The organism is Acinetobacter sp. AR_0276 (assembly GCF_003000705.1).
GTDB classification, from domain to species: Bacteria; Pseudomonadota; Gammaproteobacteria; order Pseudomonadales; family Moraxellaceae; genus Acinetobacter; species Acinetobacter nosocomialis.
Genome location: NZ_PSQO01000004.1, coordinates 2,629,517 through 2,653,887, shown reverse-complemented (window position 1 = coordinate 2,653,887; position 24,371 = coordinate 2,629,517). Strand labels below are relative to the sequence as shown.

Below are 24,371 nucleotides of genomic sequence, written 5' to 3'. Positions count from 1 at the left end.
TGATCCGCACTCGCTCAACTCGAAATGAATAATTGCTAATTTTAAAGCCTCATCATTTGAGTGAGGAGCACGAATTTTTGTTTAAATCAGCTTATTCAGCAGAATCGTGATTTTTCAATTTATTGAGTTTATCTGTTGCCGTTTTCTTCAATTCATCAAACTTTGCAGTTGCTTGAGTTTTTAACTCATCTAATTTTGATGCAGCCTCTTCCTTTAATTCTGCTGCTTTTGCTTTAGCATCATCAAGTTTATGAGCTGCTTCAGTTCGCAGGTGATCAAATTTGTCTTGCAGACTATGCTGAGCATCATCAAGTTTGCTCTTCAAATCACTGGCTTTCTCTTCCACTGCTTCTTTTGCAGCCGCCTGTTTCTCTTTTACATTATCCTTCAAATCATCTAAGGCTTTTTCACCTTGGGCTTTTGCATCTGCTGCTTTTGCCTTTAGTTCATCTACTTTATCTTCAACAGCTTCTTTACCATCGGCCTGTTTCTCTTTTACATTTTCTTTTAAATCTTCCAAGGCTTTTTCACCTTGGGCTTTTGCATCTGCTGCTTTTGCTTTCAACTCATCTACTTTATCTTCAACTGCTTCTTTGCCAGCAGCTTGTTTCTCTTTTATATTTTCTTTTAAATCGTCCAAAGCTTTTTCACCTTGTACTTTTGCATCAGCCGCTTTTGCCTTTAATTCATCTAATTTATTTTCAGTAGTCATCGTTGTTATCCTCATCGTTAATTAAAAAAATTACCTGAATAAGTTATTAGTTATACATCGTTATGGCTTGTTTTCTGACCGTAACTGCAATTTGAAACAAAGACAATACAGGAAGATTCAAATATTTTTTGATTTGTTTATCTGTTCTAAAGAGAAATCCTTTCTGGCTTTAGGCCCATTTCTGTAGCTACCTCTTCTCTTTAGACAAAGATTATTAATCTTTGCTTATCTCCCTGCATCAGTTAAAATCTTCCACCTTATAAATACGAATGAGAGAATGAGATCCGTGCGTAAAATTTTAGTCACCAATGCCCTCCCTTATGCCAATGGTCCAATTCATATGGGTCATTTACTCGGTTATATCCAGGCAGATATCTGGGTTCGTGCCATGCGGGCAATGGGTCATGACGTGACTTATGTATGTGCGGATGATGCTCATGGTACAGCGATTATGCTACGTGCCGAAGCAAATGGTATTAGCCCAGAAGAGCAAATTGCGAATGTTCAAAAAGAGCACATTCGTGATTTTGACGGTTTTGGCGTACATTTCGATCATTATGATTCAACTCATAGTGATGCAAACAAAGCTCGTTCAACAGATATCTATATTAAAAACCGTGAAGCTGGAAATATTGCAGTTCGCCCTGTAACTCAATTATTTGATCCAGAAAAAGGTATGTTCTTGTCTGACCGTTTCATTAAAGGTACATGCCCGAAATGTAAATCAGAAGATCAATACGGCGACTCATGTGAAGTGTGTGGTACAACTTATAACGCAACCGAATTACTTAACCCGCGTTCGACTTTAAGTGGTGCAACACCTGTTGAAAAATCATCAGATCACTATTTCTTTAAACTACCAAACTTCTCTGAATATTTACAGAAATGGACGCGTGATGAAGGTCGTCTACCTCTTTCAATTGCCAATAAATTAGACGAATGGTTTGAAGCGGGTTTAGCAGACTGGGACATTTCTCGTGATGCACCATATTTTGGCTTTGAAATTCCAGACGCCCCAAATAAATATTTCTATGTGTGGGTAGACGCCCCAATCGGCTATATGTCTAGTTTTGAAAACTATATTAAAACTAAACGTCCAGACTTAAACTTTGATGATTTCTGGAAAAAAGATAGTCAAAATGAGGTTTACCATTTTATTGGTAAAGATATTGTTTACTTCCATGCTTTATTCTGGCCTGCAATGCTTGAAGGTGCGAACTATCGCACTCCAACAGGCTTGTTCGTAAATGGTTTCTTGACTGTAAATGGACAAAAAATGTCTAAGTCTCGCGGTACTTTCATTAAGGCCGAGACGTATTTACAGCATTTAAACCCAGAGTATTTACGTTACTACTTCGCTTCTAAACTTTCAGATAAAGTTGAAGACTCTGACTTGAACCTTGATGACTTTGTTCAGAAAGTAAATTCAGATCTAGTCGGTAAAGTCGTCAATATTGCAAGTCGCTGTGCGAAGTTCATTAATAGTAGCTTTAACAATACTTTATCTGCTGAATGTGCAGAATCTGAGTTAGTACAAAGCTTTATTGATGCTGGTGATTCAATTGCTAAAGCATATGAAGCACGTGAATTCTCTACAGCCATTCGTGAAATTATGGCGCTTGCTGACCGTGCAAACCAATATATTGATGAGAAAAAGCCTTGGGCTCTTGCTAAACAAGAAGGTCAAGAACAACAAGTTCTTGATGTCTGCTCTGTTGGTATCAACTTATTCCGTCAACTCGCAGTGTACTTAGCGCCAGTTCTTCCAACTTTGGCTAAGCAAGTTCAAGATTTCTTAAAACTTGAAAGCTTCGATTTCGAGTCACGCAAACAAATTCTTGTAAGCCATGAAATTGCGCAGTTCCAGCCACTTATGCAGCGTGTTGATCCAAAAGCTGTTGCAGCAATGGTTGATGCTTCGAAAGAGTCTTTAGGTGCTCCAGCTCCACAAGCAACTAAAGCAACAGCAAAGAAAGAGAAATCTGCCGAGAAAAAAGCAACCCCTACTCCAGCAGTGGGTGAAGCTGAAATTATCGGTATTGAAGATTTCTTAAAAGTTGACTTACGTGTTGCTCAGGTCATTGAAGCAGGTGCAGTTGAAGGTTCAGATAAATTGCTACAACTGACGTTAGACGTAGGTGAAGCTGAACCACGTAATGTATTTAGTGGTATTCGTAGTCAATATGCGCCTGAAGACCTAAAAGGTAAGTTGGTTGTTATGGTTGCCAACCTTGCACCACGTAAAATGCGTTTTGGTATTTCAAATGGTATGGTACTTGCTGCTGGAAATGGTGAAGGTATTTTCATTATTTCTCCAGATAGTGGTGCAAAACCTGGCGATAAAGTGTCTTAATTTGCCTTCATAAAAAAGCTCCCTAATTTGGGAGCTTTTTTTAACTATAAATTTTCTAGAAACATCTATAAGAAGATTTAAATTATGTCCATGGCCGCCCTTCACAAGGGTTACTAAGTAAAACGTGTATATCCCCCAATTCCTCATTTGTTAAATAACCATTCTTATTTTTATCTAAATAATGAAAGAGTTCTGTTTGCTTATTCTCTCCCTGAAAACGCTTATCCGTAGGCCAACGATAAGGATAGAAATCTTGTACCTGTGGAAACTCTTTTAAGCTGTACAAACCATCATGATTTACATCATATTTTTCTTGAAAAAGCTTCCAATCTAAAGATGCAGGCTCACAGGCACTTACTACATTTAAAATGCAGTAAGTGATGCAGCCTATGAGTAACTTAATAGTTAGATTGCTCATGATTGTTGGCTTGTAAATCAGAAATTTTGTAATCTTTTTCATGAACAGGAGTACCAACTATGCTCATAGTCCGCTCATTGGCTGGCTGTTGCTTGCTCATTGTTCTCATCTCACATCCTGTCGTTAAGATAAGAAAAGCTACAGAAATGCTCACCATCAATTTTTTCATAGCGTGACCCTCATTTCTTTTTGTTTTATTTATTAAGTTACCACTTTTTAAATGGTTAAGAACTAAAAAAGATATTTCAATTTGTATATATTTTACTCAAAAATAAAGCCAGTCTATAAACAGCTGGCTCTGCATTTTTTAGATATTTTAATTAAAGACTTATCATTTGAAGAAAATTAACTTTAAGCCCAATATACTCACAATACTTCCAGCTACGCGGTCAACGCCAGTTTTTGCTTTTAGGTACATTGTTCTTGGCTTCTCTGAAGATAGCAGCATTGCAACACATGAATACCACCCCGCATCGATCATAAAACAAATCAATGGCAATGCAACATAGTAATAATTTGGGATTTCTTTGGGCAATAAAGCAGTAAATACACTCGCCAATACAACAGCAATTTTCGGGTTACTTAACTGTGTAATCAGGCCATATCGATATGCCTGTTTATAGGTCATTTTTGATTTGCCATCATTTTCCATGGCAATTGGTTCTTTGGCATGTTTGATAATTTTAAAAGCAAGCCAAAGTAAATACAGTCCACCACCAATTTTTAAAATTAGATAAGCTGAAGGCACTGCCAACAAAACTGCCTGTAACCCCATAACTGCTAAAAAACCAAAAAGAGCAGCACCCGTACCTGTACCTAAAGCAGTAAACAAACCATGTTTACGTGATTTAGAAATTGAATTTTGTGCTACATAAATAAAGCTCGGCCCAGGGCTTATTGCTCCAAGCATCAATGCCATCGCAATTGAAAAAAGAGGAATAAGGGACTCAAACATTGTATTGACCTAGCATCATGCAATTTGGCGATATTCTAGCAGCTTTTTATGACACATATAAAAATGGAAAAATATAAATGATAAAAATTGAATTTTCATGTTTTTACAATTTATCTCTTCACAACGGACAAAAATGTCCGTTAAATATATCATCTTTAAATCTCCCCCAATCCATGACATGAGTAAGCGTCAAAAAATTGCAGCCCATAATCGGGATGAATTACTCACTGCAGCCGAAGAATGTTTCCGTATTCATGGCATTAATGTGCCTTTACAAGTTGTCATTGACCATGCAGGTGTAGGTAGAGCAACCTTTTACCGAAACTTTTGTGATCGAAAGGCTTTAATTAGCGCCCTTTTAGAGCGCGCGATTACACAGCTAGAGCAAAAAGCTGCTCATTTTCAACAATTCGAGGATGGATTATTTCGTTTAATTGAAGGACATATTGCACAGCTTCCCAAACTCGCAATTTTGCAAGATTTTTGGAGAGTGATTGATCGACAAGATCCAATTATGTTAAAAATTTATGAAAGGCGAAATAATGCACTTAAACCACTGATTGAAAATGCGATAGAACAAAAATTGTGTCGAGCTGATCTGACTGCTAATGACTATGCAATGGTCACTGCAATGTTAGGTTCTTCATTTCAAGGACATGAGCCAGAAGAACAGACTCGCTTAGCAAAACGAGCAATTGAATTACTATTTAATGGTATTCAAATACAAAAAATTCGAGGGATAGAATGAGTAAAACGCCTCGTTATTTAGAAACACCACCCGACTGGACACCAGAGGAACAACCGACTCTACCTGGTTCACCAGCAGCGATTGCACATTCTGTACCTAAACGTTTTATCTATTTTTTCATTGGGCTATTCGTTGCTCTTTCGGCAAGCTTAAGTAATGGCTTTATCACGGCAAATTTGCCTTTAATTCAAGGTGAGTATGGCCTAACCCCTTCCGAAGCTGCATGGCTGCCTGCTGCATATGTTATGGCAAATGTCAGTTCAAACCTGATTTTGTTTAAGGCCCGTCAACAATATGGTCTGAGAGTATTTTCAGAAATAGGTCTCGTCATTTTTATTGCGGTTCTTGTTTTACATATTTTTGTACATACCTATGAAATGGCGCTGTTCGCACGGGTTGTAGCTGGTTTAGCAGGTGCACCACTAAGCTCCTTAGGCATGTATTACACCATGCAAGCTTTTAAAAAAGCTGACATGGCAAAAGGTATATACATTGCCTTTGGTTTTCAGCAGTTAGGTGTTCCTCTCGCTTGGATTATTTCTCCATTTCTTGTTAGTACAGACAGTTGGTCTGTTCTATATACCTTTGAGCTTGGTTTAGCACTTTGTTGTTTAGCTATGGTTGTTTCATTGAAACTACCACGCAGCTTACGTATTTATGTGTTTGAGAAGCAGGATTTCTTTACCTTTGCTTTACTGGCTCCTGGTTTTGCATGCTTATGTATTGTGCTTACACAAGGACCAATTCTGTGGTGGTTTAATAGCGAATGGCTTGCTTATATATTAATTGCAGGTTTTAGCTTAGTTGTTTTAGGTTTACTTTACGAACACTACCGTGCCAATCCATTAATTATGACACGTTGGTTAGGTACTGCTTCGACACTACGTTTTATTTTTGGTGCTTTTGCGATTCGGCTTCTAATGTCAGAGCAAAGCTATGCTGCTGTTAACTTCTTAAAAGCCATGGGAATGGGGCCTGATCAGTTTGTACCTCTTTATGTTGTGATATTTATCGGGATTTTAAGCGGAACATTATTTAGTGCACTGACTTTTTCACGCGAACGAATTATCTTCCACTTACTTTTTGCAGAGTTCTTGATTCTGGTTGCCTGTGGACTAGATTATCACTTAACCAGTGATGTTCGACCTGTGAACTTTTTTGCAAGTCAATTCTTAGTGGGTTTTGCAGGTGGTTTATTTATTGGGCCATTACTGCTTATTGGCTTTGCTCAAACTTTAGCAAAAGGTCCTTCATATGTAGTGACTTTTATTGTGCTGTTCTCTGCAACTCAAACCTTTGGTGGTCTGGTCGGGTCTTCTTTCTTCTCGACCTATCAACAACACCGCACGCAAAACTATCAAGTCGAGATTATTAAAGATTTAGAACAATCCGACCCGTTAGTTTCTCAAAGGCTCTCCACTTATCAGCGCAGTGCAGCCATCACAACAAATGACCCGGCATTACAAACGGCTCAGGCCATGCGCACACTCAATCAAGTGGTCACCCGTGAAGCACAAGTGCGTGCCTACAATGATGTTATTGCGTTAAACGGTATTTTTGCTATCGCATTGCTCTTATGGGGTGGATTTAATATTGCCCGTAGTAAATATCTACAACGCAGAGGAATTAGCCGTCCTTAATGGCTTTCGTTATTGATGAAACAGAAATTGAGATTGATATATGTCAGATGATCAAAATAAACCGGAACAAAGCCCTGCTCAAACATCTAATAATGAGCCAACACCTGCACCTGCACCTGCACCTGCACCTGCAAGTAAACTGATTCCAACAAAACGCTCAACCCTATTATGGATGTTAGGTGTTCTTATTATTGGTATTTTAGTTATTTTATGGGCATGGAGAATTGGGCCTTTTGCAACGAGTGTACAGCAAACGGACAATAGTTATGTCAAAGGTAAAACCACTGTTTTATCTTCACAAATTAATGGCTATGTTAAAGATGTATTAGTGAAAGACTTTGACCATGTTAAAAAGGGTCAAGTATTAATGCATATTGATGCCACTACTTACGATCAAAAAGTAGCACAAGCGGCTTCAGGCGTTGAACAGGCTAAAAATACTTTAGCTAATCAAACCCAATCCATCGCACAAAAACAAGCTGATATTGTTGCGGCGCAAGCCAAAGTAGATCAGGTGAAGGCTCAATACGAACTCTCTTTAGCACAGCTTAGACGCTATCAGCAGTTAGGAAATAGTGGTGCAGCCTCTAAATCTGAGCAAGATAAAGCCGCAGCAGATGCCGAAAATAATCTCGCAGCCCTTAAGCAAGCAGAAGCTAATGTATTAGTTGCAAAAGAGGCTTTAAAAACCGCACAGGTCGCAGAAGCAGGTTTAGAGGCACAAGTTTCTAGCGCTAAAGCACAATTAGATCAAGCACAAACCACTAAAGACTATAGCGTTATTGTTGCTCCTATGGATGGTCAACTTGGGGAAGTAAACCCTCGTGTTGGGCAATATGTCGCAGCAGGCTCACAATTACTCTACTTAATTCCACAACAAACTTGGGTGATTGCTAACTTTAAAGAAACCCAAATTGCCAATATGCGAATTGGACAAAAAGCATGGTTTACAGTCGATGCGATGAACCACAAAAAATTTACAGGACATGTTGAGCAAATTTCGCCTGCTGCAGGTTCCGAGTTCAGTGTATTAAAGCCAGACAATGCGACAGGTAACTTTACTAAAGTTGTGCAACGCATAGCTGTACGTATCACCATCGACCCAAATCAGGAAGGAATGGAACACTTACGCCCTGGTATGTCAGTGATTACTTCTGTCGACACAAGCTCTTAATCAGCTTTTTAAAGTTCTCTTTAAAAAGTTACAATGTGATCATTCATTATTTTTCTCAATTTCTAATGTTTGATCACATTGCCCAACCTATTTCTTACCAGCACATTGAACTCCCATCATCTGTTCATCTCGACATTAAACGTTTAGATCTCGTCCATCCTCAAATTTCGGGCAATAAGTTTTTCAAATTAAAATACAATTTACTTGCCGCAAAACAACAAGGACTATCAAATATTTTGACTTTTGGTGGCGCTTATTCAAATCATATTGCCGCAACGGCCTATGCAGCTCATATTTTTGGCTTAAACAGTATTGGAATTATTCGTGGTGAAGAGTTAACGAATAAGCCGCTTAACCCCACTTTGGAAAAAGCACAAAATTTAGGAATGCAGCTACATTTTGTCTCACGCAATGAATATCGTTTGAGAGATGATGAAAAATTTCTTCAACAGTTAATTCAACAGTTTCCTGAAACATACATAATCCCTGAAGGCGGCACCAATAAGTTAGCAGTTCAAGGTTGTCAGGAAATTCTTAGTCAGAGTGATTTAGAGAAATATGATGTGATTTGCTGTGCGGTAGGAACTGGCGGAACAATTTCAGGTCTTATTGAAAAAAGTTCAACACATCAAAAAGTCTTAGGATTTTCAGCTTTAAAAGGCGACTTTTTACAACAAGAGATTCGTCAGTGGACTAAAAAACAAAATTGGTCGCTAACAGATGCTTATTGCTGCGGTGGTTATGCCAAAACGTCACCTGAACTATTTGCATTTATTAAAGGTTTTGAAGCGCAATATGCCGTGCCTCTTGAACCAATCTATACGGGAAAAATGATGTTCGGTTTATCCGACCTTATAAAAAATAATTACTTTCCTGTAGGAACTCGTATTCTCGCTATTCATTCTGGTGGCTTACAGGCAGATATAAGAAATAAAACGGACCAATAATTCACTCTTTTTTAGTTAACGTTTTCTCTACCATCATAAATGTCTTTAGCACGAGTAAGGGCTGACATGGTAGTATATGCCCCTTTTTAATTTTCACGATTAATCGAGAATCTCTTATGTCTAACAGTCATGTCGATGTCATTGTCTTAGGTGCAGGCGCTTCTGGACTCATGTTGGCTGCACATGCTGCTAAACGAGGACGCTCGGTTTTAATTTTAGAAAAAGCCAATAAAATTGGTAAAAAGATTTTAATGTCGGGTGGAGGTAAATGTAACTTTACCAACCTGTATGTAGAGCCTGACAACTATATTTCTCATAATCCACACTTTGTCATTTCTGCCCTGTCACGCTATAGCAACTGGGACTTTATTGGTCTGGTGTGTGATTATGGAATTGCCTATGAAGAACGTAAACACGGCCAATTATTTACCCTAAACGGCGCTAAAGAAATTTTAGAGATGTTGGTGAGTGAGTGTAATAAAACCAACAATGTTGAAATCCAGACCCATTGTGAAGTTGGACAGATTGATCCATTAGAACAAGGCGGTTTTTCTGTACACACCAACCAAGGGCGATTTAGCTGTGAGTCATTAGTCGTTGCTACAGGCGGTTTATCTATTCCGACTTTGGGTGGGTCTGGTTTTGGCTATGAATTGGCACAAAAATTTGGGCATACAGTTTACCCAACCCGTGCTGGTTTAGTCCCCTTTACTTTTTCGGATCATATCAAAGAAGTCACCACGCGCTTAAGTGGTAACGCTTTAGATGTCACGTTAAGCAATTCAAAAAATAGCTTTACTGAAGCGTTATTATTTACCCATCGTGGATTAAGTGGGCCAAGTTCTTTACAGCTTTCTAACTACTGGAATACCGGTGAAAGTTTTAAAATTGACTTTTTCCCAAGCCAAGATTTAACGACTTATTTAAAAGATAAAAAGAAAGCACAGCCTAAAGTTTTATTACGTACCCTTCTTAATGAGTTTACTGCGAAAAGTATTGTACAAGAGCTACAACAACTCATATGGCCCGAGCATAGCGAAATGGCAATTGGTAATATGAGTGATGCACAGCTAGAACATATTGCCGAGCAGTTACATGGTTTTTCAGTTAAACCATCAGGCACTGAAGGATATCGTACTGCAGAAGTTACCTTAGGTGGAGTTGATACAACCGAAGTTTCATCTAAAACACTCGAAAGTAAAAAGCAGAAAGGACTGTTCTTTATTGGAGAAGTACTTGATGTGACTGGCCACTTAGGAGGCTATAACTTCCAATGGGCTTGGTCTTCTGCTTATGCAGCAGCACAATATGTTTAACTATTGAATACGCTAATTTGCTGCTTTCGAATCATTAGATGATTTTTCAGAATCATGCTTATGGCTTGTTGTCTGTTTTGATGATTCGGATTTGCTAAATACAAATTTATAAGCACTTGCTAAAAAACCTACGGTAATCCCAGCAATTACAACAGGTGCTAAAAAACGACCAGGCTTCTTCATCGTATTTTCCTCACTTATTTGTTTTTATAGCTGTCAAAGACAGAACGACCACTCAATATAGAGTGGTCGAACTTATCACAAAAATCAAAGATTTTTTGTACTGTTTATCTGAAAATTAGTTACACCTACTAAATTTCATCATTTTCGCCAGTAGAACCAAACGGTTTATTTACTGGTGGTTGTGATGGATTTACTTGTGCAGAATCAGCTGGTTTTGCATCAGATGAAACTGTTGATGGTGCTGTTGTAGTCGTTGACGGAGTTGAAGCCGAAGACGTACTTGCTGTTGTAGTAGAAGGTGGTTGATATAAAGGATTTGGTTGATTAGCTTCTTTCTTCGCTTTATCAAGCAAGTCAGACAGCAATCTTTCAGCTGGTTGACGACCACCTAAACCAAATGCAAGTGCGAAAGCCACTGCAACTGCACCTAGAGTTAAGCCAAATGCAAGGTTCACAATCGAATCAGCAATACCCATCGCTTTTAAACCAAGCGCAAGGACTAAACCAATAATTAAGACACGAACCAAACTACCTAACCAACGTGAACTATTATATTCACCGCGTTGCACCACATTTGCCACAACATTGGCAAGCCAGAAACCAATAACCAAAATTACAGCGCCCAATAGAATGTTTGCACCAAAATGGATAAACATTGCAATCAGACCACTAATCTGTTCAAAACCAAGACGGTCAGCAGCTTCTGAAACTGCAAACAGCATCGTAAAGAACACGATTAACCAACCCACAGCGCCAGAAACTTTAGTTTGACCTAAAAAGCGTTGTACATCTAATTTTGCAGGGATTTCATCAACACCTGTTCCCGCAATGAGTTCGGCAACCAAGCGTCCAACAAAACGAGAAACAATATAAGCAACCAGTAAAATTAATCCTGCAGCAATAATGTTTGGAATCGCTTGCAAGATTTCATTGAGCATTGCTGTCGCTGGCTGAGAAATAGTCTCAATACCTAAAGCTTCAAATGCCACAATTAATGTCGTAATGATAATAATGGCAAAAACAAAAGAACCTAAGAATTTGCCTACATTTGAGTTTTTGAAAAGACCGATTTTTTCAGCTTGCGCTTGAACACCCAAGCTATTGATTAGGCCTTCAACAATACCGCGTACAATTTTTGCCAAGATATAACCAACAAAAACGATAACGCCAGCAATAAAGATATTTGGTAGGAAGGCGATTGCCTCATTCACCATATTTTGAATAGGAATAAGTAAACCTGTTAATCCTAAGATTGAGAGAACAATAGGAAGGAAAAGTAATAATACAAGCCAGTAAAGAATTTCACCAATATTCTGGCTAATTCCCCCTACTCCTACTTCACTACTTAACCTGTCATCAAGTTGCGTTCTGGATAGCACATTGGTAATTCCTGCCCGCACCAGTCGAGCAACGATCCAGCCAATGAAACCCACTACCACGGCAGCAATGATATTTGGAATATAGACGAGTACCTGATTCACCATATTGCTAAATGGCCCACTCACTCCACTAATGTTGAGCACATTTAAAGCGGCAACAACAGCAAGAATCAGAATAAACCAGAATATGACTTTGGAGACGAGGCCTTCTATGTTGGGAGTACGTCCTGTAGCTGAAGATAATTTGGCATTCGTATTTAATTTTTGCAGAAGTTTTTTTACCCCTGCCGCAACTAATAAAGCGATTATCCAGCCAACCAGTAAGATGACAATTGCAGCTAAAATAGGATGAAACTGATCCCAGTAATACATCGCATCAAACTGAGCGCCGCGGGGCCCATTAAAAAATTCATTCATATTGTTATGTCCTCAATTGTTATGTTCTTTTCAGTGTTATCAATAAATGAAAAACACCAGTTCGTTGTAAAAAATGACGATAAATGCGGTCTATGTCACCTTATGTTTTGAATATTTTTCAATCAACATTCTTCTGCATAAATACAACAAATTGATGCAAAAGATTGCAAAAAAAGCCTTCAGGGCACATCCTAAAGGCTTTCTATAGATATATACTAGTGAGCTTACTATCCTTTGTAAGTTTTCAAATCAGAATTACCCATCATGACATGTGGTGTAGTCTCATGTTGAAAAGCCGCTTCTTGTTTTGGTGATTGGTTATGTTCAGCAACCATATAAACAATAAGCGCAAGAAGAAAAAGCCCTACAATAATTAAAATATAAACTGGCAATCTTCTTTTTTTTGCAGTCTCTTCAGGACTCGTCACATGAGGTGGTTTTGAAAAATCATGCATCTTCTTTCCCCTCTTCTATTATCATTAACTTTATATTCATCATAACAATTTGATTTGTTGCATTGTGTGAAAAAGCATTATGCGAAGGTGACTAGGTTTGCAAAACTCTACTTTAAAAAAAATAATTTTAGTATAAAATTTAGCCACTTTATTTTTGACTATATAAAAAATATTCTGACTTATTCAAATTCTTTTGCGAAGTTGGATTTGTAATACAATATGTTTTAGCGCTTACTTTTTATAAAATAGGCTATAATAAGCCCCCTTGTTTTAAAGCTACTCAATTTTATGATGTATCGTCAGCAAAGCGTAACTCTTGATCTCGACACTGACGTCACACATCAATGTTATTTGCATCAGACAAGAGATGACCATCTCATTGGTATTATTGAATTTAATAAGCCAAGCTATGAGCTCAAATGGGGTGATCTTGAGTATTTCCGTCGCCGTACCGAAGAGTTCTCGGTCATGCCATTCCCTGAATGTGTTAATGCGATGATTGTTGATATTCGTAATATCAATGTATTTCTGGACAACGAAGTGCCTATTTTACCATGGCGTTTACTTGAAGAAGACTGCCCTGTTCGTTTGGTTGTTCCTCAAGATCGTCTTGAATATTATGCGGGGCTTTTTGAGCCAACTTGGCTTTCAACAGATGTAGACAGTGCAATTTCAGAAATTCGTGAATTTATGGATATGTTTGTCCATTAATAAACATATCCATAAAAATTCTCTTAAAATATTTTTACTTTCGGTTTTTACCAATAATTCTCTACTGCAATATTTCCCTCACCACGACGATTCATCGTCAAACCGCGGCGTTTTAAAGCCTCTTTGGTATCGTCAACCATTTGTGGGTTTCCACATAGCATGACATGACTGGTTGCTGAATTAAGTTCCAGACTTGCTGCTTTTTCTAACTCACCATTTTCAATTAATATCGGTAAACGTTCATGCAACGGCGCAGATGGATCTCGGGTAATAATTGGAATAAATTTAAAACCTATATGCCCTTCGCCAAAAGTTTCGGCAATCTCTTGAATACGGTCAACATAAGCCAATTCATCTGCTGTACGTACACTGTAGACCAAATTAATCTTTTGATAATTAGACCAAGTTTCAAAGTCTTGTAGCATCGACAAAAATGGAGCCAAACCAGTACCTGTTGCCAATAACCATAAATCATGGGGTAAAGGTTGCTGATAACGCGCCAAAGTCAGATAGCCATATGGAATTTTTTCTAAATATAGCTCATCACCGACTTTCAAATGCTGTAGATTCGAGGTGAAGGCACCGTCTGGTACAACAATTGAGAAGAACTCTAGCGTTTCATCAAATGGAGAAGACACCACCGAATAAGCACGAACAACCAGTTCCTCCCCCACCTTTAAACCTATACGCGCAAACTGACCTGCGGTAAATTTAAAATGTGAAGGGCGAGTCATGGTAAAGCTGAAAAGTGTTGGGGTCCAACGATGAACAGATAAAACTTTTTCTACGCTAAATTTTTCAATTGACATGATTTCAACGTGGCATGAAATAGTGCGCTCATGTTAGCATGACAGCCGAAATAATGAATACTTTTAAACGTTAAGGCTTTTAAACATGCGGATGACATTACGCCAGTTGGCTGTTTTTGTAGCAGTCGCCCAAGAAGGAACCGTTACTAAAGCCAGTGATGCGGTCAGACTGACGCAAAGTGCAGCAAGTATGGCTTTAGCTGATTTAGAAGACGGCTTAGGTGCTCCTTTGTTTGATCGTTTAGGGAAGCGCTTACAACTAAATGATCTTGGACGTTTTTTACTTCCACAAGCATTAGAGATATTAGGGCGCTGTGAAGCTTTTGAACAAGCTGCAAAAGGTGAGTTACAAAGCATTGACCTTCGTATTGGGGCGACCCTAACTATCAGTGACTATTTAATGCCTGATTTAATGGCTAACTTTTTACAGCGTCATCCGCAAGCACATTTACAACTTCAAGTAGGTAACACACGCCAAATGATTGAAGCTGTGAATCAGTTCCAATTAGATTTAGCTTTAATTGAAGGTTCTTGTCACTTACCTCAACTCCAATGTATTCATTGGCGCGATGATGAATTAGCAGTGTGCTGTTCACCAGATCATCCTTTAACACGTTTAAATCGCCCACTTACGCCTCAAGATTTTCATGACATAGAATGGATATTACGTGAGGAAGGTTCTGGTACTCGAGAAGTCTTTGATAATGCTATTTTGCAAGATCTACCCGATGCCAACATTCGCTTAACGCTTGGTCACAATGAAGCAATCTTAAAAATAGTGGCAGGTGGTTTAGGAATGTCTTGTATTTCTAGATTAGCAATTGAACCTTTAAGTGAAAAAGGTCAGCTCGTCATTTTAGATACACCATTTTGGCAACTGACTCGTCCGCTTTATATGCTGGTGCATCGCCAAAAATATCAAGGTCCGGGCCTTAAAGCATTTTTAAAATTCTGCGATGAAGATCAGGCTTAAAGCCTGATTTTCTAATGCCATCGTGAGTCATTTTCACACGGCTCACCGTCATGATCACCATCCATTTTAGTGTTCGGACAATTTCTTACAAACCAACGTGCTTCTTCTAAAGAATGCATTTGCGAACAATACTCACGCCCATCACAATGAAAAACTGATGTTTCATCATTTACTCGTTCCGGGGCTGGAGCTGTTTGAGAAGCAACTGTTTGAGGAGTAAATGCTAAAGCCTTTTTCGTTTTCTCAGATAGTTGAATATCCGGCAATTTACCCAAAGCTGCGCGCTGTGCTTCGATAATCTTCTTCTGCTGCTGTATTAATAATTGCACTTTCTCATGTGATGCACGTTGTTGAGCCTCCTGACGATAGTGCAATACCATAAAACTCACACACGCAACAATGACTAAGACCATAACGGTAAATATACTGATGTATTCACTTGAACTCAGCTTGAATTTGCTGCGTTTGATTTTTCCCCGTTGATTCATATTTCCCCTTTTTTTAATTTTATTATTCGTTTTAAGAAAATTAAGGGAAACTTATATCTCCCTTAATGCTAAATCTCTTAATTTTTTTAAACATCAACCAAAGTAATTGCTTAATACATTATTTAAGTAATTTTAATGCATAAGACTTAGTTCACCTAGCGTCGGAAATTTGACAATAACTCACTGGTAATCGCTTTATTGTGTTCCGAAATTTTATTTTTTTTAGTTTTTGCAGGGTTTGGGTCCACACGCTCAATTTTGATCGCTTTAAATTTCCCCTGATTATCCGCTGCAAGAAATCTTACTTTTTCATTTCTTTTTGGCTCACCTTCTGATGCAGGGAAATCAGAAATATGAAAGAAAATATCTCCTTCAGTGGTTGAAATAAAACCAAATCCCTTATCGGCGTTATATTGTTTTACTCTTCCAACATAAAACTCTTGCTTCATGATCTTTCCCCTATTTTTTCCCATCCAATCGTTGCGGTAAATAAAAAGAGACTTTCAATTCCGCTCTTAAAAAAATATACGGTTTGATGAAGTCTCTTTTTATTGCTATGTCAAAAATTAATCTTTTTGAACACTACCAAAAATCTTGTCGCCAGCATCGCCTAAACCAGGAACAATATAACCATGTTCATTTAAGCCATCATCAATAGATGCAGTATAAAGCTGAATATCGGGATGTGCTGCTTCTACTTTTGCAATTCCTTCAGGAGCTGCAACTAACACCATAACACGAATATCTTTACAACCACTTGCCTTTAGCACATCAATGGCAGCAACTAAAGAATTACCCGTTGCTAACATTGGGTCAATAATCATCGCAATACGGTTAGCCACATCTGGAACTAACTTCTTATAGTAAGTACGTACTTCTAAAGTAGCCTCATCACGTTCAAGACCTAACACACTGACTTTGGCACTTGGAATCAGGTTAAGTACGCCATCAAGCATACCAATACCTGCACGTAGAATTGGTACAATCGTTATTTTTTTACCAGCAATACGCTGAGTAGTAACATTGCCAGCCCAACCTTCAATCTCACAATCCACAACTGGTAAATCTTTGGTTGCTTCATATGTCAATAACATAGTCACTTCTTGAGCAAGCTCACGGAAATTCTTAGTACTGATGTCAGCACGACGTAATAAACCTAATTTATGACGAATAAGTGGGTGACGAATTTCTTGAATGGCCACAGATGTTACCTAAAAATATAAAAACGTATTTATTATAATCTTTTTTTAACTATCAATAAAAAAAAGCCTCCATATTTGGAGGCTTTTTTGTACACAAGAATTATTGCTGTTGTGAAAGCATGAAATGTAATGGAGATAAAATTTCTGCTTTTAACGCCAAATTAATCATTGGATCTGGATATACACCCAAAATAATTACTAATGCAGCAGCAGCCAACACCATTAAACCACCCACTTTTTGTCCCCAATGTGCATCAGCATCAATACGAGGAGTTTCAGGTGGAGTCATATACATAACAACCATCACACGTAAGTAGTAATACAAACCAATACCACTACCTACAATAATCATTGCAGCTAAGAACCAGTGTTGAGTCGTTACAGCAGCCATAACAACCAAGAACTTACCAATGAAGCCCGCTGTTAATGGAATACCAGCCAAAGATAACATCATGACTGTTAATGTTGCTGTAAGTACTGGACGACGCCAGAACAAACCACGGTAGTCTGCAAGGCTTTGAGCTTCATCTACGTTGTTATATGGGCTAGACATTAACGCTACTGCACCAAAGGCACCAATAGTTGTTAAGACATAAGTCACCACATACACAGTTACGCTACCTAAGCTTGCATATGTCATGCTGATTAAAGCAATTAACAAATAACCAAAGTGAGCAATAGATGAATAACCCAAAATACGTTTTAAGTTAACTTGACGAACAGCGAGCAAGTTACCGACTAAAATTGACAATACAGCGATGATTGTCAAAACAGTCACTAGCGAGTTCACCATGATTGCGCCAGAAGCAAGCAAATAACGTACGAATAAACCAATCGTCGCAACCTTAGCAGCAGTCGCTAAGAAAGTTGCCATTGGAGCTGGAGCGCCTGCATATACATCTGGTGTCCATTTGTGGAACGGTGCAAGCGATAATTTGAATGCAACAGCAAAGATAATGAGTGCTAAACCTAATAACACCATTGGCTGTTTGATTGCACCAAATAAAGCTTGAACAGAATCATAGAATGAAAGCGAACCAGTATAAGCGTAGATATACGCCATACCCATCAACAACATTGCAGAAGCTGTTGCAGAAAGCACAAGGTACTTAATGCCAGCTTCAAGCGATTGACTACGTTGATATGTATAAGCAAGTAAGCCATATACAGGAATCGACATTAACTCAAGGCTAATGAAGAAAGATGCATAATGAGAACTTGCAACCATCAACATTGCACCAGCTACAGAAGCAAGTAACAGAAGATAGAGTTCTTCGCGGTTGTCTTTATAAGTCTCGATATATGCATGAGACAAAGTACAACAAGCCAATGATGCAACTAGAATCATGAACTGATAGAACAAAGTAAATGGATCAACCATAAACATGCCCATCACATTTGCCGGTACAAATTTACCGCCAAATAGTTCTAGCAAGATATAAAGTGCAGCAAGGTTTAAACCGACAACAGAAGTTGTTGCGATTAAATTATGGTTACGTTTAATTGAAATTAACAACATGACGACGACTGTTGTCAAAGCAACAATCATCACCGGTGCTAAAGGCATAAGCGTAGAGAATGATACTGTGAAGTTCATGATTATTGGATCTCCACATGGTCAAGTTGAGTAGCTGTTTGCTGAACAGTTTCAACGACTTCTTGTACTGGCACATAACTATTGACCAACCACTGCATACTTGAATGAGATACATCCAAGAATGTTTGCGGGAAGATACCAAGCCAAACGAGACCAATCGCACAAATCATCAAAATAACAACTTCACGAGCAGATAAGTCTTTTAATGGACTAGTGTAGTGTTGCTTTTGTTCAGGGTTTGGCTCACCAAATAAAGCACGGTGAATCAAGATCAAGCCATATAAACCTGCAAATACAAGGCTGATAGAAGCAAGAATCGTGAAGGCAGGATATTTATTAAATGAACCCATCAAAATCAGGAATTCACCAATAAAGTTACCTAAACCTGGCACACCAACAAGAGCAGCTACGAAGAACATTAAGAAGAATGGTAAGTATTGGAGTTGACCACGAAGACCACCCATCAAACGCAAATCACGTGTATGCAAGCGCTCGTAGATTTGACCAGACATAATGAACAATGCAGCAGATGACAAACCATGTGCCAACATCATGATCATTAAACCTTGGAAGGTCAAAATATTACCTGCATAGATCGCAAGTAAAATGAAGCCCATGTGTGAAATCGACGTATACGCAAGTAAACGCTTCATGTCAGTTTGCTGGTAAGCACACCAAGCGCCGTAGAAAATACCAATCAAACCGAAAATAATCGCGATATCTGCAAACTGTGCAGAAGCTGCCGGGAAGAATGGAATTACAAAACGGAGCAAACCGTACGCTGCAGTCTTAATCAAGATACCAGCCAAGTCTACAGAACCCGCTGTAGGAGCTTGAGCATGCGCATCTGGTAACCAGCCATGCAATGGGAAAACTGGTAACTTCACTGCAAAACCGATAAAGAAGCAGATCATGAAACCATACGCGAAGCCAGCAGGTAAACGATTCGCTACAGCTAATAAATAGTTGTAATCAAAACCGATCATACCAGTCATCATGTAGCCATAGACCACAAGGCCAAGGATACCGATTAACATCACTAAACCAGCGATTTGTGTATATAAGAAGAACTTTGTTGCAGCGTAAACACGTGAACGACCGTTTGAACCCTTATGACCCCATAACGCAATCAAGAAGTAGATTGGTACAAGCATCATCTCCCAGAAGAAGAAGAATAGGAACAAATCAATTGCCAAGAACACGCCAATAACGCCACCTAAACTCCATAATAAGTTTAAGTGGAAGAAACCAACATTCTTTTGAATCTCGCCCCATGAACATCCAACAGCAAGTACACCCAGTAAAGCTGTTAACAACACCATGAGTAAAGACAAACCATCCACTGCTAAGTGAATGCCAATACCGAGAGACTTAATCCACGGTAAATAGAACTCAGCTGACCAAGTTGGGACTTTTGAGCCCAACTCGTAGCTATAAGTACCATTTTGCCAAAGTGCAAGACCTAAGCCCAAGGTAATGAGCATACCAATTAAGGCAATCCAGCGTGGCAAAGTTTTGTCGAGTTTATCGACTAACCAACAAGTAAAACCTGCAATGAACGGAACAAGGATCAGCGCGGGTAAAATTAAATTGTTTTCCATTTTATTTCCCCACTACCTGAATAACGATCAAGATCATCAATAACACCACTACACCGAGTGACATGCTTGATGCGTATTCACGCAATGAACCTGTTTGACGTGAGCTTGTGAAACTGTTTCCGCCTTTAACAAGCGCAGGAAGAACAAGCCATAAGCTGTCAATCGGATCACGACCAAATAGTTTGGCGAAGAATAAATAAGGTTTAACAAAAACGATGTCATACAACGCATCGAAACCAAATGCAGTACGACAAATATGAGCTAAGCCAGCACCAAGACTTGTTTGAGCAAACGATTTCACTGCACCGTAAGCAAATGCAAATAGACCAATACCAACAGCTAAACCAACAAGCGCAATGCCTACAGCTAAATGCTCTGCCCCATGCATGCCTTCTACAAATTGTTCAGCAACATGGAATTCAGGAATTTTTGCTGTATTTAAAATACCAGCTACTGGACCTTTTAATGCAGCACCCACAAAAGTAGACAATACTGCCAAGATACCTAATGGCGCCCAGTAAGTTGCACCTTTAATCTCATGGTAATGCGTATTTTCTTTACCGAAGAATACAACCCAGATTAAACGGAAGGTATAAATTGAAGTCAGGAATGCACCTGCTACACCAGCCCAATATAAAGTGTGGTATAGAGCAATTGATTGACCTTGTACCCAAACTTCACCAAGAATCGCATCTTTTGAGAAGAAGCCGATTGTTAAGAATGGAATCGCTGCTAATGCACCGCCACCAATCGCGAAACATGCAAATAGGAATTTGTTTTTGTAGAACAAACCGCCCATTTTGAAAATGTTCTGTTCGTGATGGTAAGCAAGAATAACTGCACCAGAAGACAAGAATAATAATGCTTTGAAGAATGCGTGAGCTAACATGTGGAACAGGCCAGCTTGATACGCTTCTGCACCTACAGCCATAAACATATAACCAAGCTGACTCATTGTTGAGTAAGCCAAAATACGTTTGATATCTGTTTGCACGAGAGCAGCAAAACCTGCAACTAATAAAGTTACAGCGCCTGTTACCGAAATGAACTGCATCACTTCAGGTGCAAGCTCAAATACGCTAAATAGACGGCAGCATAAGTACACACCAGCCGTTACCATTGTTGCTGCGTGGATTAATGCAGAAACAGGTGTTGGACCTGCCATCGCATCTGCCAACCATGTTTGCAATGGAATTTGAGCAGATTTACCAGCAGCACCTAAGAACAACATTAATGCAGTCCAGATAGTAAGTGACGAACTCTTCGTCATGACTTCTGCTGCGTGTTCAACGATGTACTGAGTATTAAGCGTACCAAATTGTTGGTAAAGCAAGAATAAAGCGATAAGTAGGAATACGTCACCTACACGGGTAACTGTAAATGCTTTGATCGCTGCCCAACCATTTGCAGGGTTTGCATAATAGAAACCAATCAGCAAGTAAGAGCATAGACCTACGCCTTCCCAACCTAAGAATAACAACGCTAAGTTGTCACCCAACACAAGCACAAGCATGCTTGCAACGAATAGGTTGAAATAAGAGAAGAAGCGCGCATAACCTTCTTCACCACGCATGTACCATGATGCAAAGATGTGGATTAGAAAACCAACACCTGTGATCATGCCCATCATGAGTAAAGATAAGCCATCTAAATGTAAGCTAATGCCAGGAGCGAAACCACCAACATTGAACCATGTCCAAAGGTTTTGAACAAAAACCTGTTGGCCGCTGTTGGTAAATGCCATACCAGCAATCAATGCAAATAATGCAGATAAACCTACAGAACCCACACCGATAATTGCTGCAACATTTTCAGAGAGCTTATCACGCCCTGCCGCCAATAAAATAAAACCGATTAGCGGAAATAATACTGTTAGATATAAATAACTCATCCGCGCATCTCACTAGCAGCATCCACATCCAAATGATGGAAGCGATGATAGAACTGAAGGACAATCGCAAGACCGATACACGCCTCTGCCGCAGCAAGGGTTAAAATCAGAATGAACATGACTTGTCCATCTGGTTGTGCCCATACGCTACCCGCAAGAACGAATGCTAACGCAGCAGCATTCATCATGATTTCAAGGCTCATTAACATAAATAGTAGGTTGCGTCGCACCATTACACCGTAAAAACCGAGTGCAAAAAGAATGGTTGCAACAATCAAACCATGTTCTAAAGGGATCTGGCCCATTATTCTTTTTCCTCTTCTGCACCTGGTTCACGTTTACCTAAGTGGTATGCTGCAACAAGGGCTGCTAGCAATAACATCGCGGCAACTTCAACCAATAATAAGTAGTGTGTAAAGAGCGCTTGACCAACAACTTTTGGTCCAATTACTTGTGCTCCAAGTGGTGCAGAGATGGTTGTATATTCACCACCAAGCATCCAAACTAAAAGCAAGCCAAGTAAAAAGCTCATGAGTGCTGGATATGCCCAAGCATCTGAAGAAAGCCATTTACGCTCTTGTTCCACAGTGTGTTGCCCTAAGTTAAGCATCATCACAACGAATACGAACAAGACCATAATCGCACCAGCATAAACAATGATTTCGAGGGCGCCAGCAAACGGCGCACCTACGATCATGAAAATACCAGCAACAGCTAGTAATGAAACAATCAGACTAAGCAATGCATGTACAGGGTTCGTGTTAGTCACTACACGAACCGTAGAAACGATGGCCACGAGCGCCATCAAATAAAACGGCCACATCATGGTAATAGACTCCGTACATCGATTGGTGCACTTTCTTTTTGTGCTTGACCTTTCTCTTTACCGTTAATTGCCATACCAGTTACACGGTAGAAGTTGTAGTCTGGGTATTTACCTGGACCTGAAATGAGTAAGTTTTCTTTCTCATATACGAGGTCTTGACGTACGTATTCGCCCAACTCGAAATCTGGAGTTAACTGAATCGCTGTCGTTGGACATGCTTCTTCACACATACCGCAGAAGATACAACGAGAGAAGTTGATACGGAAAAACTCCGGATACCAACGACCATCTTCTTTTTCAGCTTTTTGCAGTGAAATACAGCCAACTGGACATGCAACCGCACAAAGGTTACATGCCACACAACGCTCTTCCCCATCTGGGTCACGCGTCAAGATAATACGACCACGATAGCGAGGTGGTACAATTTCCTCTGCTGGTACTTCTGGATAAAGAATTGTGTCACGTTTACGGAAACCATGGGTAAATACCATGAATAACGTCCGAACGATTGACCCAACTCCAGCTAGAATTTTATACATTTTGTACTCCCTGCTGTCTTAGGCCTGATTCATCAGAATCACAGCACCAGTTACCAATAGGTTAACCAACGCCAGCGGCAAACAAATTTTCCAACCGAAGTTCATGACTTGGTCGTAACGTGGACGCATTAAAGAACCACGTGCCAATACAAACATCATTACGAAGAATGCTGTTTTAATCACAAACCAGAACACTGGTGGAATAAATGGAATTTCTAAATTGAATGGCGCTAACCAGCCACCAAAGAATAAAGTCACGATCAATGCAGAGATAAGTACAACGTTTACATATTCAGCAACGAAGAACATACCCCATTTCATACCGCCATATTCAACATGGTAACCTTCAGCCAATTCTTGTTCTGCTTCAGGTTGGTCAAATGGGTGACGGTGAGTTACCGCAACACCAGCAACCACGAAAATCAAGAAACCTAAGAATTGTGGAATGATGAACCAAACGTCACGTTGAGCTTCAACAATTTCACGAAGGTTAAATGAACCAGCGATTGCAACTACGCCCATTAACGAGATGCCCAAGAACACTTCATAAGAAATTGTTTGAGCAGCTGAACGCAAACCACCGAGTAATGAATATTTGTTATTTGATGACCAACCACCGAATAACACTGCATAAACCGCAATACCAGCCATAGCCATAAAGAACAACAGACCGATGCTCATGTCTGCAACACCCAATGCAGGGCTTACAGGAATAACCATGAACGAAAGCACCGCAGTTGCCATCGCAACTGCCGGAGCTAAACGGAAAGTTAATTTATCGGCAAATTTTGGTGTCCAGTCTTCTTTGAACATGATCTTAAGCATGTCGGCAACGATCTGGAACATACCACCAGGACCAACACGGTTTGGACCATAACGGTCTTGCCACCAAGCAAGTAAACGACGCTCAATAAAAGACATCAATGCAGCAACAAGTACAACGACAAGCAAAATCACAACTGCTTGAATCACTGCATAAGCAATTGGCCAGTTCTCAGCCCAAAGTGGCGTTTGACGTATAATTTCTTGATTCATGA

26 protein-coding genes are annotated in these 24,371 nt (G+C 39.4%); 8 read left to right on the top strand and 18 right to left on the bottom strand.

Annotated elements, in window-relative coordinates; genetic code table 11:
• Positions 1-91: 91 nt before the first annotated feature.
• Positions 92-619 (bottom strand): hypothetical protein, encoded by a 528-nt coding sequence (locus CSB87_RS13540; RefSeq protein WP_050457715.1) that lies wholly within the window; start codon positions 617-619, stop codon positions 92-94.
• Positions 620-998: 379 nt separating this feature from the next.
• Between CSB87_RS13540 and metG the strand changes: the two genes are divergently transcribed.
• Positions 999-3,065 (top strand): methionine--tRNA ligase, encoded by a 2,067-nt coding sequence (gene metG, locus CSB87_RS13530; RefSeq protein ID WP_004888589.1) that lies wholly within the window; start codon positions 999-1,001, stop codon positions 3,063-3,065.
• 82 nt (positions 3,066-3,147) lie between these two features.
• On the opposite strand, the gene CSB87_RS13525 is transcribed toward metG, so the two are convergent.
• From CSB87_RS13525 to CSB87_RS13515, 3 genes are all read right to left on the bottom strand, one after another.
• The gene (locus CSB87_RS13525; protein ID WP_004888590.1) at positions 3,148-3,483 is read right to left on the bottom strand and encodes a hypothetical protein; all 336 of its coding nucleotides are present in this window, start codon (positions 3,481-3,483) and stop codon (positions 3,148-3,150) included.
• Complete coding sequence (locus CSB87_RS19965) at positions 3,464-3,652, bottom strand: NF038215 family lipoprotein (RefSeq protein ID WP_004888592.1); 189 nt, start codon at positions 3,650-3,652, stop codon at positions 3,464-3,466. Before CSB87_RS19965 ends, CSB87_RS13525 begins: the two co-directional genes overlap by 20 nt.
• Before the next feature lie 162 nt (positions 3,653-3,814).
• The gene (locus CSB87_RS13515; protein ID WP_004888595.1) at positions 3,815-4,438 is read right to left on the bottom strand and encodes a LysE family translocator; all 624 of its coding nucleotides are present in this window, start codon (positions 4,436-4,438) and stop codon (positions 3,815-3,817) included.
• Between the two features lie 178 nt (positions 4,439-4,616).
• Between CSB87_RS13515 and CSB87_RS13510 the strand changes: the two genes are divergently transcribed.
• The 5 genes from CSB87_RS13510 (at position 4,617) to CSB87_RS13490 (ending at position 10,263) form a co-directional block, all read left to right on the top strand.
• On the top strand, positions 4,617-5,186 hold the full coding sequence (locus CSB87_RS13510) for a TetR/AcrR family transcriptional regulator (protein ID WP_022575897.1): 570 nt from the start codon (positions 4,617-4,619) through the stop codon (positions 5,184-5,186).
• Positions 5,183-6,826, top strand: a complete 1,644-nt coding sequence (locus tag CSB87_RS13505) for an MFS transporter (protein WP_002050275.1) — start codon at positions 5,183-5,185, stop codon at positions 6,824-6,826. Before CSB87_RS13510 ends, CSB87_RS13505 begins: the two co-directional genes overlap by 4 nt.
• 40 nt (positions 6,827-6,866) lie before the next feature.
• Positions 6,867-8,000 (top strand): HlyD family secretion protein, encoded by a 1,134-nt coding sequence (locus tag CSB87_RS13500; protein ID WP_004710365.1) that lies wholly within the window; start codon positions 6,867-6,869, stop codon positions 7,998-8,000.
• Positions 8,001-8,065: 65 nt separating this feature from the next.
• On the top strand, positions 8,066-8,947 hold the full coding sequence (locus CSB87_RS13495) for a 1-aminocyclopropane-1-carboxylate deaminase/D-cysteine desulfhydrase (RefSeq protein WP_002050330.1): 882 nt from the start codon (positions 8,066-8,068) through the stop codon (positions 8,945-8,947).
• 116 nt (positions 8,948-9,063) lie between these two features.
• The gene (locus tag CSB87_RS13490) at positions 9,064-10,263 is read left to right on the top strand and encodes an NAD(P)/FAD-dependent oxidoreductase (RefSeq protein ID WP_004888604.1); all 1,200 of its coding nucleotides are present in this window, start codon (positions 9,064-9,066) and stop codon (positions 10,261-10,263) included.
• Between the two features lie 12 nt (positions 10,264-10,275).
• Here the strand turns inward: CSB87_RS13490 and CSB87_RS13485 are convergent, their stop codons facing one another.
• The 3 genes from CSB87_RS13485 to CSB87_RS13475 all read right to left on the bottom strand — a co-directional run bounded on the left by CSB87_RS13485 (position 10,276) and on the right by CSB87_RS13475 (position 12,697).
• Positions 10,276-10,446 (bottom strand): hypothetical protein, encoded by a 171-nt coding sequence (locus CSB87_RS13485; RefSeq protein ID WP_004888606.1) that lies wholly within the window; start codon positions 10,444-10,446, stop codon positions 10,276-10,278.
• A gap of 128 nt (positions 10,447-10,574) precedes the next feature.
• Positions 10,575-12,242, bottom strand: a complete 1,668-nt coding sequence (locus tag CSB87_RS13480; RefSeq protein ID WP_004888608.1) for a mechanosensitive ion channel — start codon at positions 12,240-12,242, stop codon at positions 10,575-10,577.
• 227 nt (positions 12,243-12,469) lie between these two features.
• Positions 12,470-12,697 (bottom strand): hypothetical protein, encoded by a 228-nt coding sequence (locus CSB87_RS13475; protein WP_002050410.1) that lies wholly within the window; start codon positions 12,695-12,697, stop codon positions 12,470-12,472.
• 291 nt (positions 12,698-12,988) lie between these two features.
• Here CSB87_RS13475 and CSB87_RS13470 point away from each other — a divergent pair, with 291 nt between their 5' ends.
• Complete coding sequence (locus CSB87_RS13470; protein ID WP_170318166.1) at positions 12,989-13,408, top strand: hypothetical protein; 420 nt, start codon at positions 12,989-12,991, stop codon at positions 13,406-13,408.
• A gap of 47 nt (positions 13,409-13,455) precedes the next feature.
• Here the strand turns inward: CSB87_RS13470 and CSB87_RS13465 are convergent, their stop codons facing one another.
• Positions 13,456-14,217 carry a ferredoxin--NADP reductase gene (locus tag CSB87_RS13465; RefSeq protein ID WP_004888609.1) on the bottom strand — a complete coding sequence of 254 codons (762 nt, stop codon included), beginning with the start codon at positions 14,215-14,217 and terminating at the stop codon, positions 13,456-13,458.
• Positions 14,218-14,302: 85 nt separating this feature from the next.
• On the opposite strand from CSB87_RS13465, the gene gigC reads away from it, so the two are divergent.
• Entirely contained in the window at positions 14,303-15,190 is an 888-nt protein-coding gene (gene gigC, locus CSB87_RS13460; protein ID WP_002050411.1) for a LysR family transcriptional regulator GigC, read from the top strand.
• A gap of 11 nt (positions 15,191-15,201) precedes the next feature.
• On the opposite strand, the gene CSB87_RS13455 is transcribed toward gigC, so the two are convergent.
• The 10 genes from CSB87_RS13455 to nuoH all read right to left on the bottom strand — a co-directional run bounded on the left by CSB87_RS13455 (position 15,202) and on the right by nuoH (position 24,369).
• Complete coding sequence (locus CSB87_RS13455) at positions 15,202-15,678, bottom strand: excalibur calcium-binding domain-containing protein (RefSeq protein ID WP_006582164.1); 477 nt, start codon at positions 15,676-15,678, stop codon at positions 15,202-15,204.
• 155 nt (positions 15,679-15,833) lie between these two features.
• On the bottom strand, positions 15,834-16,127 hold the full coding sequence (locus tag CSB87_RS13450) for a cold shock domain-containing protein (RefSeq protein WP_002050402.1): 294 nt from the start codon (positions 16,125-16,127) through the stop codon (positions 15,834-15,836).
• A 117-nt stretch (positions 16,128-16,244) separates the two neighbouring features.
• Complete coding sequence (gene upp / locus CSB87_RS13445; protein ID WP_002050313.1) at positions 16,245-16,880, bottom strand: uracil phosphoribosyltransferase; 636 nt, start codon at positions 16,878-16,880, stop codon at positions 16,245-16,247.
• A gap of 100 nt (positions 16,881-16,980) precedes the next feature.
• Positions 16,981-18,477 carry an NADH-quinone oxidoreductase subunit NuoN gene (nuoN, locus tag CSB87_RS13440; protein ID WP_002050422.1) on the bottom strand — a complete coding sequence of 499 codons (1,497 nt, stop codon included), beginning with the start codon at positions 18,475-18,477 and terminating at the stop codon, positions 16,981-16,983.
• A gap of 2 nt (positions 18,478-18,479) precedes the next feature.
• Entirely contained in the window at positions 18,480-20,078 is a 1,599-nt protein-coding gene (gene nuoM / locus CSB87_RS13435; RefSeq protein ID WP_002050326.1) for an NADH-quinone oxidoreductase subunit M, read from the bottom strand.
• 1 nt (position 20,079) lies between these two features.
• Positions 20,080-21,969: an NADH-quinone oxidoreductase subunit L gene (gene nuoL, locus CSB87_RS13430; protein WP_004888613.1), complete on the bottom strand. Its 1,890-nt coding sequence runs from the start codon at positions 21,967-21,969 to the stop codon at positions 20,080-20,082.
• Complete coding sequence (gene nuoK, locus CSB87_RS13425; protein WP_000529822.1) at positions 21,966-22,274, bottom strand: NADH-quinone oxidoreductase subunit NuoK; 309 nt, start codon at positions 22,272-22,274, stop codon at positions 21,966-21,968. Before nuoK ends, nuoL begins: the two co-directional genes overlap by 4 nt.
• Entirely contained in the window at positions 22,274-22,792 is a 519-nt protein-coding gene (nuoJ, locus tag CSB87_RS13420) for an NADH-quinone oxidoreductase subunit J (protein ID WP_014205902.1), read from the bottom strand. Before nuoJ ends, nuoK begins: the two co-directional genes overlap by 1 nt.
• Positions 22,792-23,334, bottom strand: coding sequence for an NADH-quinone oxidoreductase subunit NuoI (gene nuoI / locus CSB87_RS13415; RefSeq protein ID WP_000276693.1), 543 nt, complete (start codon positions 23,332-23,334; stop codon positions 22,792-22,794). Before nuoI ends, nuoJ begins: the two co-directional genes overlap by 1 nt.
• Positions 23,335-23,352: 18 nt before the next feature.
• Complete coding sequence (gene nuoH / locus CSB87_RS13410) at positions 23,353-24,369, bottom strand: NADH-quinone oxidoreductase subunit NuoH (RefSeq protein ID WP_004888617.1); 1,017 nt, start codon at positions 24,367-24,369, stop codon at positions 23,353-23,355.
• Positions 24,370-24,371 lie beyond the last annotated feature (2 nt).